The organism is Kocuria sp. CPCC 205258, assembly GCF_040981005.1.
Taxonomy (GTDB): Bacteria; Actinomycetota; Actinomycetes; order Actinomycetales; family Micrococcaceae; genus Kocuria; species Kocuria rosea.
In genome coordinates this window covers 46,696-61,032 of record NZ_JAVKPS010000005.1, presented here as the reverse complement: position 1 = coordinate 61,032, position 14,337 = coordinate 46,696, and the positions used below count along the sequence as shown (strand labels likewise).

General features: G+C 72.8%; 10 protein-coding genes and 1 tRNA gene. 7 read left to right on the top strand and 4 right to left on the bottom strand.

Annotation, left to right across the window (positions count from 1 at the left end; genetic code table 11):
* Nucleotides 1–65 precede the first annotated feature (65 nt).
* Both RF644_RS10300 and RF644_RS10295 read left to right on the top strand, forming a co-directional pair.
* Nucleotides 66–1,334: a ScyD/ScyE family protein gene (locus RF644_RS10300; RefSeq protein WP_368796448.1), complete on the top strand. Its 1,269-nt coding sequence runs from the start codon at nt 66–68 to the stop codon at nt 1,332–1,334.
* A gap of 78 nt (nt 1,335–1,412) precedes the next feature.
* A complete protein-coding gene (locus RF644_RS10295) occupies nt 1,413–1,973 on the top strand; it encodes a hypothetical protein (protein WP_368796447.1) in 561 nt (186 codons plus the stop codon).
* Nucleotides 1,974–2,044: 71 nt separating this feature from the next.
* Here RF644_RS10295 and RF644_RS10290 read toward each other — a convergent pair whose 3' ends face one another.
* Nucleotides 2,045–3,253 (bottom strand): phosphotransferase, encoded by a 1,209-nt coding sequence (locus RF644_RS10290; protein ID WP_368796446.1) that lies wholly within the window; start codon nt 3,251–3,253, stop codon nt 2,045–2,047.
* 4 nt (nt 3,254–3,257) lie between these two features.
* Complete coding sequence (locus RF644_RS10285) at nt 3,258–5,102, bottom strand: ABC-F family ATP-binding cassette domain-containing protein (protein WP_368796445.1); 1,845 nt, start codon at nt 5,100–5,102, stop codon at nt 3,258–3,260.
* Nucleotides 5,103–5,425: 323 nt separating this feature from the next.
* Here RF644_RS10285 and RF644_RS10280 point away from each other — a divergent pair, with 323 nt between their 5' ends.
* The 5 genes from RF644_RS10280 (at nt 5,426) to RF644_RS10260 (ending at nt 10,250) form a co-directional block, all read left to right on the top strand.
* Nucleotides 5,426–6,193 carry a hypothetical protein gene (locus tag RF644_RS10280; RefSeq protein WP_146200235.1) on the top strand — a complete coding sequence of 256 codons (768 nt, stop codon included), beginning with the start codon at nt 5,426–5,428 and terminating at the stop codon, nt 6,191–6,193.
* Nucleotides 6,194–6,255: 62 nt separating this feature from the next.
* Nucleotides 6,256–6,328, top strand: a tRNA-Gln gene (locus tag RF644_RS10275).
* A 142-nt stretch (nt 6,329–6,470) separates the two neighbouring features.
* Entirely contained in the window at nt 6,471–8,057 is a 1,587-nt protein-coding gene (glmU, locus tag RF644_RS10270) for a bifunctional UDP-N-acetylglucosamine diphosphorylase/glucosamine-1-phosphate N-acetyltransferase GlmU (RefSeq protein WP_368796444.1), read from the top strand.
* A gap of 2 nt (nt 8,058–8,059) precedes the next feature.
* Nucleotides 8,060–9,043 carry a ribose-phosphate diphosphokinase gene (locus RF644_RS10265; RefSeq protein ID WP_095650419.1) on the top strand — a complete coding sequence of 328 codons (984 nt, stop codon included), beginning with the start codon at nt 8,060–8,062 and terminating at the stop codon, nt 9,041–9,043.
* 178 nt (nt 9,044–9,221) lie between these two features.
* Nucleotides 9,222–10,250 carry a chitinase gene (locus RF644_RS10260; protein ID WP_368796443.1) on the top strand — a complete coding sequence of 343 codons (1,029 nt, stop codon included), beginning with the start codon at nt 9,222–9,224 and terminating at the stop codon, nt 10,248–10,250.
* Here RF644_RS10260 and RF644_RS10255 read toward each other — a convergent pair.
* Nucleotides 10,216–11,499 carry an acyltransferase gene (locus RF644_RS10255; RefSeq protein WP_368796442.1) on the bottom strand — a complete coding sequence of 428 codons (1,284 nt, stop codon included), beginning with the start codon at nt 11,497–11,499 and terminating at the stop codon, nt 10,216–10,218. The genes RF644_RS10260 and RF644_RS10255 overlap by 35 nt on opposite strands.
* Nucleotides 11,486–13,882 (bottom strand): bifunctional polysaccharide deacetylase/glycosyltransferase family 2 protein, encoded by a 2,397-nt coding sequence (locus tag RF644_RS10250; RefSeq protein WP_368796441.1) that lies wholly within the window; start codon nt 13,880–13,882, stop codon nt 11,486–11,488. Before RF644_RS10250 ends, RF644_RS10255 begins: the two co-directional genes overlap by 14 nt.
* Between the last annotated feature and the right edge of the window lie 455 nt (nt 13,883–14,337).

Genomic DNA, 14,337 nt, shown 5'->3' with positions numbered 1-14,337 from the left:
TCGCGGTCCTAGCCTGGGGCTGTCGCGTGGCGGGCGCGCGGAGGGATTCCGACCGGGGGTGGGTCATGACAGGACAGGGACTCGGAGCAGGCGTGGTCACGGCGGTGGTGGTGCTGGCGGGGCCGGTGCCGGCGGCGTTCGCGCACGGGGACGACCGGCCGGACGGGCCGCGCGTGGTCGCGGAGGGCCTGGACAACCCGCGGCAGCTCAATCGGGACCAGGACGGGAACCTGGTGGTGGTCGAGGCCGGCCGCGGCGGTCCGGACTGCGTCGGCGAGCGGTGCGCGGGGCCGACCGGCGCCGTCACCCTGATCGAGGATCCGCACCGGGACGGGCCCGCGGTGTCGACCGTGGTCGAGGGCCTGCTGTCCGTGGCGGCGCCGGACGCGTCCTTCGCGGAGGGGCCCGGCGGCGCGGACGCCACGGACGTGGACGGTCAGTACATCGTCGCGGGCTACGACCCCGCGTGGCTCGACCTGTCGGTGTTCGAGGCGCGCGGCGCGTCGATGCTCGTCGCGGGCACCGAGGAGAACGGGGAGGAGTACCTGCTCGCGTACGCCGATCTGCAGGCGGCCGAGGAGGAGCTCAACCCGGACGGCGCGCAGATCGACTCCAACCCGTACGCGGTCCTGTACGTGGACGAGGACGACGAGGTCTCGCCGGACGGGTACGCGCTCGTGGCCGACGCCGGCGCGAACACCGTGTGGAAGGTGGAGCCGGACTTCTCCACCGCCACGGAGGACGCGCCGCCGGAGTACGAGATCACGGCGTGGGCCACCTGGCCGACCACCGTCCTGCCCGACGGCACGGACGACCCGGAGGGCCCGGCCGAGTTCGTGCCCACCTCCCTCACCGCCGACGAGCACGGCAACGTCTACGTGGGCGGGCTGGGATCGGTCCGTCCGGGGGAGGGCGCGGTCGTCCAGTTCTCCGCGGACGGCACCGAGCTCGGCCGGTGGGACGGCTTCACCGCGGTGACCGGCGTGGCCGTGGACCGCGGCCACCTGTACGTCTCGCAGCTGTTCGGGCCCACGCCGCCCATGCCTCCGGGGGAGACCCCGGCGGCGGAGGCGCCGCCGACACCCGGGCAGGTCCCCGGTCAGGTGGTGGTCCTGCACCGGCACCACGAGGACGCGGCGCGGTACGCGATCGACGTGCCGCTGCCGGCCGGGCTGGCGACCGGGCGGCACGGACAGGTCTACGCCTCGGTCAACAGCGTTGCTCCGGCCGAGGGGATCGCGGAGGGCCCGCAGAACCCGTTCGGCGCCGTCGGCGGCGGAGCGGTCTGGGAGCTGGACTTCTCCGACGCCTATCGCCTGGAGGGCACCGGGTAACAGGCCCCGGCGCCGGAGGAACGACCACGGCGGTGGCGCGGCGCCGGCCCGCCACCGCCGTCAGCGGAGGTAGTTGCCATGAGTGCCACGGATGCCACGCTTCTTGGGGCCCTGCTTGCGGCGTTCGCGGCCCTCGTCGCAGCTACCATTGCCGGGGCGGTAGCTATCCGCAACGAGAAAGACCGCCGACGAGCGGAACGGGATGCTGCGCACTGGATCGAGATCCGGAGACGAGCGGCGGACGTCTTCACCGCGATCTTTGTCATGCAGCACGAGATCGCCTGGGTGGCATGGCACGCGGTGCGTGACCCGGAAGCAGTTGACGCAGAGATGGTCGACAGCTATCACCAGCAAATGCATGCAGGATATCCCGCTCTGCTTGGTTCCATGGCCGTGGTCTGTGCGCTGGACGAGAAACTCTACGACTTGCTCCAACCTCTGGAGTCCAGGATCTACGAACTTGATGTCGGCGTCTCCCTGGCGATGGTCGGTCTGCGTGACGATCGTACGAGCGCGTCCGCGCTCAAGAAGCTCGGCGAGTTCGATCCGGTGATCTCGGAGACCTACACCGAGCTGCCCCGGCAGATGGCTGAAGCCCTGCGGGCGGTCGGCGCTGCCGGAAACAGTTCAGCCCGTTGACCCCCTCCGAGCTGGACTTGCGGTCGGGGCGCCCCGCCAGCCCAGGGAACAAAGTGCTCGACAGGGATCGATCACCAACGAACTGCGCGAATGCGGAGCCGTTCGGCGATCTCCAGCCGGCGCCGGGCCCGGTCCGGCGGCCCGCCCGAGCGGCGGGCGCCGGCCACCAGGGACAGGGCCACCCCGGCGCAGCGCACCCGCAGCGCGGCCGGGTCCACGGCCGCGTCGAAGCCGGCGAGCAGGCGCCGCGCGGCGGCCGGCGCGTGCCCGTAGCTGTCGTGGACCGTGGGCAGGACCGCCAGGTGGGCCACCAGGCAGGCGAGGTCGTCCACCCGGTGGCCGGGGCCCACGGCGTCGACGTCGAGCACCCCGGTCACCGGGCCGAACGTCCCGCCTGCGGCCGGGCCGACGAGCAGGTTCGCCTCGTAGAGGTCCCCGTGCACGGGCAGGACCGGGCCGGGGTCCGTGGCCCGGCGGGCCTCGTCGATCGCCGCGGCGAGCCGTTCGATCCGTCCGCGCTCCTCCGGCAGGGCCACCGCGGCCGCGTGCCCGTAGTCCAGGACCCGGTCAGTCCAGGAGGCGCGGGCGGGGAGCTCCAGCGCGGCGGCGGGCAGGGCGTCGAGCAGCGCCAGCACGTGCTCGGGGTGCAGCGCGGCGGCGCCGTCCTGGCGCACGGACGCGGCCAGCGGGGTGCCGGGCAGCTGCCGGAGCACCACCACGTCCCGCACCGGGTCCTCCACGGGCGCCGGCACGGGCAGCCCGGCCGCGAGCAGCATCCGGTGCCGGGCGTGCAGCGCCGCGGCCCGGTCCCGCCGCAGCACCTTGAGGTAGCGCACCCGGGACCCGTGGGCCGCGCGCAGCACCGCCCGCCGGGTGGGCCGGTAGGAGACCTCGGTGAGCTCCGCGGGCTCGGCGGAGCAGAAGACCTCCCGGCCCACCGCCTCGGGCGAGGACGCCCAAGCCAGCCCGGGCAGCCACGGGTCGTGCGGGTGCCGCCACGCCACGAGGTCCACGCCCTCGTGCCGGGTCCGCACCGCCGCCGTGGACGTGCCGGCGGGCGGGGAGGCGGTGCTCACGCACACCACCTCGGCGGTCCGCCGCGCCCCGGCCAGGGCCACGACGTCGAAGACCCCGGTGACCCCGGCGCCCGGCCGGTGGTGGACGCGCCGCCGGGTCCAGCGCTGCACGGACAGCCCGGCCGGGGCGAGCGCGGCCGCCAGGACCGGGCCCATCCCGGTGCCCGAGAGCAGGGCCACGGCCTCCTGCTCCGGGCCCGCCACGGGGCTAGACCAGGTCCTCGGACAGCTCGAGCCAGCGCAGCTCGAGCTCCTCGATCTCGTCCTGGACCGCGGTCAGCCGGGCGGTGATCTCGCCCAGGCCGGTGTAGTCGGACTGGTCGTGCGCCGCCATCTCCGTGTGCAGGGCGTCGACCCTGGCGGACAGCTTCTCCAGCTTCCGCTCGATCGCGCCCACCTCCTTCTGCGCGGTGCGGGCCTGCGCACCGGAGAGCTTGGGCCCGCCCTGCGCCGTCGTCGTCCCGTTCGAGGACGCCGCCCCCGTGGCCGCCAGCGGGTTCGAGGCGTTCGCGGAGCCGGCGGCCGTGCCGGTGCGGGACTGCGAGGCGAGCTCCAGGTACTGCTCCACGCCGCGGGGCAGGTGCCGGAAGCGGCCGTCGATCACGGCGTACTGCTGGTCGGTGACCCGCTCCAGGAGGTAGCGGTCGTGCGAGACCACCAGGAGGGTGCCCGGCCAGGTGTCGAGCAGGTCCTCCATCGCGGTGAGCATGTCGGTGTCGAGGTCGTTGGACGGCTCGTCGAGGATCAGCACGTTCGGCTCGTCGAGCAGGATCATCAGCAGCTGCAGCCGCCGCTTCTGCCCGCCGGAGAGGTCCTTGACCGGGGTGGCGAGCTGCTCGTTGGTGAAGCCGAGCCGCTCCAGCAGCTGGCCCGGGGTCATCTCCTTGCCGTCGGCCAGGTAGGTGGTGCGCTTCGAGGCCACCACGTCCGAGACCCGGTCCTCGGCCACGTCCTCTAGCTCGGACAGCTGCTGGGTGAGGGTCGCGATCTTCACGGTCTTCCCGCGCTTGACCCGCCCGCTCGTGGGCTGCACCTCGCCGGTGACCAGGCCCAGCAGCGTGGACTTGCCCGCGCCGTTGACGCCCAGGATGCCGGTGCGCTCACCCGGGGCGATCAGCCAGGTGACGTCCCGGAGCACCTCCCGGGGCCCGTCGTCCTCGGTGGGGTAGGAGACGGAGACCTTCTCGAGGTCCACCACGTCCTTGCCCAGCCGGGAGACGGCCAGCTGGGACAGGGCCACGGTGTCGCGCGGCGGCGGGACGTCGTTGATCAGCTGGTTCGCGGCCTCGATCCGGAACTTCGGCTTGGCCGTGCGGGCGGGCGCGCCGCGGCGCAGCCACGCCAGCTCCTTCTTCATGAGGTTCTGCCGCTTCGACTCGATGGTGGAGGCCTGCCGGTCCCGCTCCACGCGCTGCAGGACGTACGCCGCGTAGCCGCCCTCGAAGGGCTCCACCATCCGGTCGTGCACCTCCCAGGTGTCGGTGCACACGGCGTCCAGGAACCACCGGTCGTGGGTGACCACGGCCAGGCCGCCCTGGTTCTTCGGCCAGCGGTTGTTCAGGTGGCGGGCCAGCCAGGTGATCCCGTCCACGTCCAGGTGGTTGGTGGGCTCGTCCAGGAAGATGACGTCCCAGTCGCCGGCCAGCAGCGCGGCGAGCGCCACGCGGCGCTTCTGCCCGCCGGAGAGCTCGCCGAGCAACGCGAACCAGTCCAGGTCCTTGACCAGCCCCGAGACCACGTCCCGCACCTTCGCGTCCCCGGCCCACTCGTGCTCCTCGCGGTCCCCGACGACGGCGTGCCCCACGGTCAGCTCCGGGTCCAGCACGTCGGCCTGGTCGAGCATGCCCACGCGCACGCCCGAGCGCACGGTCACGCGGCCCCCGTCCGGCTTCAGCCGTCCGGCGAGCAGCTTCATGAGCGTGGACTTGCCGTCGCCGTTGCGGCCCACGATGCCGATCCGGTCGCCCTCGTCGATGCCGAGACTGACGGCGTCGAAGACCGTCTTGGTGGGGAATTCCAGGTGCAGGTTCTCGCCGCCGAGTAGATGTGCCACCCGTCAAGGGTACTCGCGCCCCGCCCCGCCGAGTCCCCCCTCTCTGGCCCCCTGGGCGCACCGAGTCCCCATGGTGGGGCCCCTTGGCGCGTCGAGTCCCCAATGATTGGGGCTCTGCCGCGTTGAGTCCCCCATCTCGTCGCAATCCCCCCAACAGGATCGGGGGGATTTGCGAGGACATGGGGGGGGCTCGGCGGAATGAGGGTGCGGAGATGGGGGACTCGGCGGAATGGGGGACTCGGCGCAAAAGGGGGCGGGGGAGGCACATGTGCGGACAGGAACTTCTCAGCGGCGGCTCAACCTCGGGTGAGAGCATGGAGAGCATGGAGCAGAATCCGACGGAGCGATCCTCCGCGTCCCCGAGCACCCGTCCGCTGGGCACCAGGCTGGACGGGATCACGGACCTGGAGAACGCCGTCCGTGCCGTGACGGAGCACCCCGGGCCCGTGGAGATCCCGGCGGGACCCGGTCAGCTGGTCGGGCGCCACCTCGGCTCGGTGCCGCAGCGGCAGGTCGGGGAGGCGCTGCGCGGAGCGGGCGCCGACCCGCTGATGCTCCGGGCGGACATCTCGATCGACGAGGACATCCCGGACGAGGGCGTCATCGCGGTCCTGGACGACCACCTCTCGCTGGCCGCCGGCGTGGGCGCCGAGTACCTCGTGGTGCCCCGGGCCGGGATGGGCGGGCGGGGCCGCAGCGAGGAGCGGATCTTCTCGATGCTGGCCGCCCTCGACGAGGCGGCCTCGGCCCACCAGGTGCACCTGCTGCTCGAAACGGAGGGCGCCACCGCGGACGAGGTGGCGCTGGTCGAGTACCTGGAGCGCGCCCGGGAGGCGGGGACCCTGGACGTGGACCCGCACTACGTGGCGTCGGTGGCCTGGAACGTGGCCGCGTCCTCCGCGGCGGGGGAGGGCCCGGCCGCCGCGTTCGAGCGGATGCGGCCCCTGCTGGACCGTGCGCCGCTGATCGTCTGCGGGGTGGACGAGGACACCGTGGAGGACCTGTTCGCCGCCGTCCCGGAGCTGCGGGAGGCCGCCGCCACGGCCCGGATCATCGTGATCCTGGGGCGCCCGGGAGCGGCGGGGGCCTGACCCCCGAGTGGTAGGGTGACTGCCTGTGCACTGCGTGCACCACTGCCGTTCCACGGCGGTGCTCCGCCTTGGTGTAATCGGCAGCACCCCGGCCTTTGGAGCCGTGGAGTCTAGGTTCGAGTCCTAGAGGCGGAACGTCCGCATCCCGCCGGAGAGCCCGGAAGCTCGAGATCCCCAGAGCCGAAGAGCCCACAAGCTAGTGAGACGGAACAGAGCCGGAGCCGGTGAGCCCACCGCCTCCTCTCTCAGATCGACGACCGAGGAGCTGCATCCCGCCGTGAGCACCCCCCAGACCCCTGCACATCGTCCGGGGGCGGCCGTCGGGCCCGCCGCCGTCATCGTCCTGGCCGCCGGCAAGGGCACGCGCATGAAGTCCAAGACCCCCAAGATCCTGCACCGGATCGGGGGTCGTTCCATGGTCGGGCACTGCCTGGTGGCCGCCCGGAGCCTGCACCCGCGCCGGCTGGCGGCCGTGGTGCGCTTCGAGCGGGACCTGGTGGCCCCGCACGTCCTCGAGCAGGACCCCGAGGCCATCGTCGTGGACCAGGACGAGGTGCCCGGCACGGGCCGCGCCGTCCAGGTGGCAGTGGAGGCGCTCGACGCCCAGGAGCGGCTGGCCGGCACCGTGGTGGTCACCTACGGCGACGTCCCGCTGCTGACCCCGGAGGTCCTGCAGCGGCTGGTCGCCCACCACGAGGAGCGCGGCAACGCGGTGACCGTGCTGACCGCGGACCACGAGCAGCCCGGCGGCTACGGCCGGATCCTGCGGGACGCCGACGGCTCGTTCCGCGAGATCAAGGAGGCCAAGGACGCCACCGAGGCCGAGCTCGCGGTCGCTGAGATCAACTCCGGCATCTTCGCCTTCGACGCCGACGTGCTGCGCGACAGCCTCGCGAAGGTGACCTCGGACAACGCACAGGGCGAGATGTACCTGACCGACGTCCCGCTGCTGGCCCGCGAGGCCGGCCACGCGGTGGACGCGCTGAAGATCGAGGACCGCTGGGAGGTCGAGGGCGCCAACGACCGCGTGCAGCTCGCCCAGCTCGGCGCCCACCTCAACCGCCGGGTCCTCGAGGCGCACATGCGCAACGGTGTGACGGTCGTGGACCCCGCCAGCACCTGGATCGACGTGCAGGTGCGGATCGCCGCGGACGCGACGATCCTGCCGGGCACCCAGCTGCACGGGGGCACGCGGGTGGGCGAGGACGCCGTCGTCGGCCCGGACACCACCCTCACGGACGTGGAGGTCGGCCCGGGCGCCCACGTGGTGCGCACGCACGGCTCCGGCTCCGTGATCGGCCCCCGGGCCAGCGTGGGCCCGTTCGCGTACCTGCGCCCCGGCACGGTGCTCGCGGACGAGGGCAAGATCGGCACGTTCGTGGAGACCAAGAACTCCCGGATCGGCACCGGCTCGAAGGTCCCGCACCTGTCCTACGTGGGGGACGCCACGATCGGCGAGCACTCCAACATTGGGGCGGCCTCGGTGTTCGTCAACTACGACGGCGTGCGCAAGCACCGCACCGTGATCGGCGACCACGTCCGGATGGGCTCCGACAACATGTACGTGGCGCCCGTGCAGGTCGGCGACGGCGCCTACTCCGGGGCGGGCACCACGATCCGCAAGGACGTGCCGCCGGGGGCCCTGGCCCTCACCGAGGGGGCGCAGCGGGTCGTCGAGAACTGGGTCGTGGAGCACCGTCCCGGCACCGCCGCGGCCGAGGCCGCGTCCCGTGCCCTGGGCAACGGCGCCGCGACCGCGGCCGGGACCGTTCCGTCCGGGACCACCGAGCACTCCACGGCAGGGACCGGCGCCGGCACCACGGCGCACGGCGCGGCCGGGGACACCACCGAGGAAAGCGAGTAGCAATGACCACTGCCATCACCAACGAGGGCGCCAAGCAGCTGGTCCTGGTCTCGGGGCGGGCCCACCCCGAGCTCGCCGAGCGCATCGCCACGGAGCTGGGCACGGAGCTGATCCCCACGGACGCCTACGACTTCGCCAACGGCGAGACCTACGTGCGGTTCGGGGAGTCGGTGCGGGGCACGGACGCCTTCCTCATCCAGTCCCACCCGGCCCCGATCAACCAGTGGATCATGGAGCAGCTGCTCATGATCGACTCGCTGAAGCGGGCGTCCGCCAGGTCCATCACCGTGGTGTCCCCGTTCTACCCCTACGCCCGGCAGGACAAGAAGCACCGCGGCCGCGAGCCCATCTCGGCCCGCCTCATCTCGGACCTGTACAAGACCGCCGGCGCGGACCGGCTGATGTCGGTGGACCTGCACACCGCGCAGATCCAGGGCTTCTTCGACGGCCCGGTCGACCACCTGATGGCCATCCCGCTGCTGGCGGAGCACGTGCGCTCCGTCGTCGACGTCGAGAACGTCACCGTGGTCTCCCCGGACACCGGACGCGTGCGCGTGGCGGAGCAGTGGACCGAGCTGCTGGGCGGCTGCCCGCTCGCGTTCGTGCACAAGACCCGCGACATCACCCGGCCGAACCAGGCCACCTCGAAGGAGGTCGTGGGGCAGATCGAGGGCCGCACCTGCGTGCTGATCGACGACATGATCGACACGGGCGGGACGATCTCCGGCGCCGTGCAGGTGCTGCGCGAGCGCGGCGCCAAGGACGTCATCATCGCCGCGACCCATGCCGTGTTCTCCGACCCCGCCGTGGAGCGGCTGTCCACGTGCGGGGCCCTCGAGGTGGTCGTCACGGACACCCTGCCCGTGCCCCCGGAGCACCAGTTCGAGAACCTCACGGTCCTCTCGATCGCCCCGCTCATCGCGCGCGCCATCCAGGAGGTCTTCGAGGACGGCTCCGTGACCAGCCTGTTCGACGGCAGGTCCTGACCCGCTCCCGGGAACGGCCGACGACGACGACGCAGCCCCTCGCCACCCGGCGGGGGGCTGCTCCGCCGCCGGGGACCCCACTGCTGAGCCCTGCTGCGGGGCCCGGCACCGCAGGAACCACCGTCCCGGGCGGCACCGTCCGGGGAACCTTCGCGCCGACAAGGACAGCCCGCACCCCATGACCCGACGACGACACCGCCTCCTCGGCCCGCTGCTGCTGTGCGGCGCCGCCGGGCTGGTCCTCACCGGCTGCGGCCCCGACCTGCGCGAGCCCTGGTCCGGCGGCTACGTCAACACCACGTCCTACCCGTACTTCGACTTCGGGGCGGAGGCCGCGGGGCAGTCCCGCACGGTGCTGGGGTTCGTGGTGGCCGATCCCGAGGACCCCTGCACGCCCTCGTGGGGCGGCTACTACGGGCTGGACGAGGCGGAGGACGTGCTGCGGATGGAGGAGCAGATCGCGTCCCTGCGGGAGCAGGGCGGGGAGGTGGCGGTCTCCTTCGGCGGCGCCGCCGGGGCCGAGCTGGCCACCGTGTGCACCGATCCGGACCGGCTGCTCGCGGCGTACCGGACGGTGCTCGAGCGCTACGACGTGGGCATCGCGGACTTCGACATCGAGCTGGACGACCTCGAGGACCGGGAGGCCAACCGCCGGCGGGCCGAGGTGCTGGTGCGTCTGCAGGAGGAGCAGGACGAGCCGCTCGAGCTGTGGGCCACGCTGCCGGTGGCCCCGCACGGTCTGGACCAGGACCCGGTGGAGGTCGTGGCGCAGCTGCTCGCGGCGGAGGTGGACCTCGCCGGCGTCAACCTCATGACCATGAACTACAGCGAGAGCAAGCCCGCGGGGCAGTCGATGGCGGCGGCCTCGGAGGAAGCGGCCCGCTCGGCGCACGGCCAGCTCACCGCGCTGTGGGAGGCGGCGGGCCAGGACCTCTCCGCCGAGGAGGTGTGGAACCGGATCGGGCTCACCCCGATGATCGGGATCAACGACGTCCCCGGGGAGGTCCTGGACCTGGACGCGGCGGCCGAGCTCGCTGGGTTCGCCCGGGAGCAGGGCGCGGGGCGGCTCTCCTACTGGTCGGTCAACCGGGACCGGCCGTGCACCGCGCAGGACGGGGACCCTGCGGAGGCCAACGACTTCTGCAGCGGCCTCGACGAGGAGGCCGGGGAGTTCACCCGGGTCCTCCTCGAGGGCTTCGCGGGCTGAGCGCCGCCGGCTCCCGCACGGAGCGGGGGTAGAGCCAGGATCGGCCGGGGAAGCCGGTGCCGGCGGCTCCCTGTCCCGCGGTTCCCTGTCCCGCGGCGGTGGCAGCAGCGGGGCCAGGAACAGGGGCAGGCACGGGAGCGGTGGCGGGGGTGGCAGCGGGCCGGACCGGCCACAGCCGCGGCCGCCGTCCCGCGGCGAGGTCCTCGGCCCAGCCCACCGCGAGCACGACCACGGCGAGCAGCGGCCAGACCAGCAGGAAGGACAGCCACGGGCTCGCCAGCAGCTCGGGCACGGCCGTGGCCAGGACGTCGCTCTCCCACAGCACGTCGACGAGCAGGACGGTTCCGACCAGCAGGAGGTTGTGCCACAGGTAGACGGTCATTGCCCGCGCGTTGAGCAGGGTCACGGCTCCGTCCAGGAACCGCAGCGGCCGGGGCAGATCCCGCCAGGCCGGGGAGACGCGCAGCAGCACGGCGCAGAAGCCGAACGACCACAGGGCCTGGGCGAACGGGATCTCGTTGAGGTCCCACCCCGCCTCGCCGCGGTGCCCGGCGGCCCACCACAGGCCCAGGCCCATCACCGCGGGCCCCGCCGCGAGGACGGCGGCGCGGGGGATGCGGCGCAGCAGCCCGTTCTGGTGGGCGAAGCCCAGGATCCAGCAGGAGCCGTAGGTCGCGAGGTCCGTCACCGGGGCGTCCGCCCAGGAGGGCAGCGGCACGAGCCCGAGGGCGAGCAGGCCGCTCAAGGCCAGTGGGGCGAGCAGCACCGGCCAGGGCCGGGCTCGGAACGCACGCAGCAGCACGGGGGAGAGGAGCAGGAACCAGAAGTAGGTCCGGACGTACCAGAGGATCTCCCCGGCCTGCACCGGCCAGGTGGGATCCACGGCCCCGGACCCGGCGCTCTCAGGGAGGACCGGATCCCCGACCGGGAGGCACCACAGGAGCACCTGCCCCCAGGACGCGTCGGCCCCGGGGGACCAGCCCTGCCCCACGAGCAGCGCCAGGACCGTGGCGGCGTAGACCCACAGCGGCACCAGCACCCGGCGGGCCCGGGAGACGAGGACCGTGCCCGCGGGCCGGCGCAGGGACCGGGTCATCAGGAACCCGGCCAGGGCGAACATCACGCCCATGGCGGGGAACACCAGGCTGAAGACGGCGCCGGCGAACGTGTGGTAGGCGACGACGCGGACCAGCGCGATCGACCGCAGCAGGTCGAGGTACCGGTCCCGGCCGGGCTCAGACCCGCTCACCGCGCCGGCCCTCCTGCCACGGGGCCACGGAGGCCGCGGGGGCCGCGGAGCCGGCGGGCTCCGCCGCGGGGGCCAGGTCGATGACGCTGTTCGTGCGCTCGGGCTTGTACCAGCCGATCATCCGGCCCCGCAGCGCCTGGAGCAGGGAGGCGTAGAGGAGGTAGGCGCGCAGGGGCTCGTAGATGATCCGGTAGACGGGCACCACCAGCAGGTGGGTCCAGGACTCGCCGACCATGCGGATGGCGAGCACGCAGATCACGGCGTGGATGGCCAGGACGAAGGCGGCGAAGGCGGCGATGGGATGCCAGTTGCCGGCGGCCAGGTTGATCCCGGCCATGAGCACGGTCAGCGGCAGGAAGACCAGCGGGACGAGGGTGGCGAGCAGGGTGTAGGGCAGGGCCACCATCCCGAGGAACCCGTAGCGGGGGCGGAAGAGCATCCCGGCGTGCTTCCACAGGGCCTGGAGGTTGCCGTAGGTCCAGCGCAGCCGCTGCTTGGCCAGGCCGCGCACGGTCATGGGGGCCTCGGTCCACGCCACGGCACGGTTCTCCTGCACCACGGCCCAACCCAGCTTCTGCAGGGTCATGGTGAGGTCGGCGTCCTCGGCGAGGGTGTCGTGGGAGTAGCCCCCGGCGGCCTGCAGGGCCTCCTTGCGCCAGGCGGCGCACGCCCCCGGGACGATGGAGATCGCCCCGGCCACGCCCTCGCCCATGCGGGTGACGCAGATCCCGGAGATGTATTCCAAGGACTGCCACATGGTCAGCAGGCCGCGGCGGTTGCCGACCTTCACGTGCCCGGCCACTGCCCCGACCGGTCGCTTGCCGTCCTGGGCGTAGAAGTGGCGGGCGAACATCCGCACGGTCTGGGGCTCGAAGAGCGTGTCCCCGTCGAGGGTCACCACGATCTCGCCCCGGGCGGCCATGATCCCGTGGTTGGAGGCGATGGACTTGCCGCCGTTGGGCTGGGTGATGACCGTCAGCGCCGGCCAGGACGCGGCGTGCTCGCGCATGATCGCCAGGGTGCGGTCGGTGGAGCCGTCGTCGACGGCGATGACCTCGAGGTTGGGGTAGTCGCTGGCGCGCAGGGCGGCCAAGGTGCGGGCGATGACGGGCTCCTCGTTGAACACCGGCAGGATCACCGAGACCAGCGGCAGCCGGTCCTCGGGGAGCTCGGGCCAGGCCCGGCGGGTCTGGCGGCGGTGGCCGATCAGCGCCAGCACCACGTAGAGGGCGGACATGAGGGTCAGGGATCCGATGCCGAACCAGAACAGCCACGTCATGACCACGTCCGGGGCCACGGTCAGACCGGCCACGGCCAGGGCGGTGGCGTCGTCGGCGAGCACGGGCTCGGTGTCCGCGACCGGCAGGTAGCCCTCGGGGACGATGGGGGCCAGCGTCGAGAAGGTGTAGCCCTGCGCCTTGGCCTCGGTGATCAGCTCCTTGAGGGCGGCCACGGTGGCAGTGCGGTCGCCGCCGCCGTCGTGCATCAGCACGATGTGGCCCCCGCCGTCGAGCGCGGGCAGGTCCACGGTCTCCCCGGGCGCGGCCTCCCAGTCGTGGGTGTCGTAGTCGAAGTCCACGTGCAGGTAGCCCAGCTGCTGGGCCTCGAGGATGGGCAGGGCCTTGTTGTCGGGGTCGCCGGTGGGCAGGCGGAACAGGTGGGTCGCGTAGCTGCCGACCGAGCGCATGGCGCGGTCGGTGCCGATCAGCTCTTCGCGGTTGCGCAGGTCGTCGTCCCAGGCGGTGGTGTGGGTCATGGTGTGGTTGCCCACCATGTGCCCCTCGCGGACGATCCGCTGGAACAGTTCGGGGTGCCCGACGACGTTGGTGCCGACGCTGAAGAACGTGGCGGGCACGCCCTCCGCCGAGAGCACGTCGAGGATCTCACCGGTGTAGGTGGCGTCGGGGCCGTCGTCGAAGGTCAGCATGAGCTGCTTCTCCGGCAGCTCCCCGAAGCGCTCCATGGCGTAGGGGCTGTTCCCGATGAGCTCCTGCTCCTCCTCGGTGAGCACCCGGAACACGTCCTCGGTGAACGGGCTGCGCAGCACCGTCCCGGCCTCCGTCTCCTCGACGAGCCCGATCCGGCTGAACGGGTTGGACGCGTCCCCGAGCAGCGGGATGTTCTCCTGGTCGCCGGTGGCGATCAGCTCGCGCGGATAGCCGGGCTCCTGGTGCAGCGGCCGCTCCCAGGGCTGGGCGAGCGCCTGCGGGACGATCCAGGACACGGCGCCGGCCACGATGGCCAGGAGCACCACGAGAGTGGCGAGGATGCGGTACCAGCGCTTGCCGCTGGGATCGAAGAACACTGGCGGCGCGGCGGTGCTGCCGGTCCGCTCCGCGCGGCGGCGGTGCGGTGGTCGTCGGTCGTTGTCGGATGCTGCCACGGCGTGCTCGTTCCCCCGGTCGGCGGTCCGTCCCCTCGACGGACCGGCCGGCGCATCCCCCCGGACGGGCCGACCGGGCCAGCCTGCCAAGCCTGTCCCCGCTTGTCACAAGTGCAAACAGGTTGCACAGGAAGCACATCCCATCGCTGTGCATGCAGGTGCGAGTGCAAACCCGTGGCATCACGGCGCATGAAGTTACGGAGTGGTACTTAATGAACGGGAACATCCGCCGGTCGGGGGACGAGTGCGACCGGACACGTCCCCCCAAGTGGTGACACGGGAATCCACGCATTCACAGATTCGCGACAGGAAACACAGCGTGGTTCCGTCCTGCTTGTGAAGCGCACCACATCCTGACGTGGTCGGATGCGGTCGCCCGCCCTCCTGCGGGGGACAGCCGGGGCGGACCGGGGCGCGGCCACCGCTCGGGGGACACCGGCACCGGGGCCGGGGAC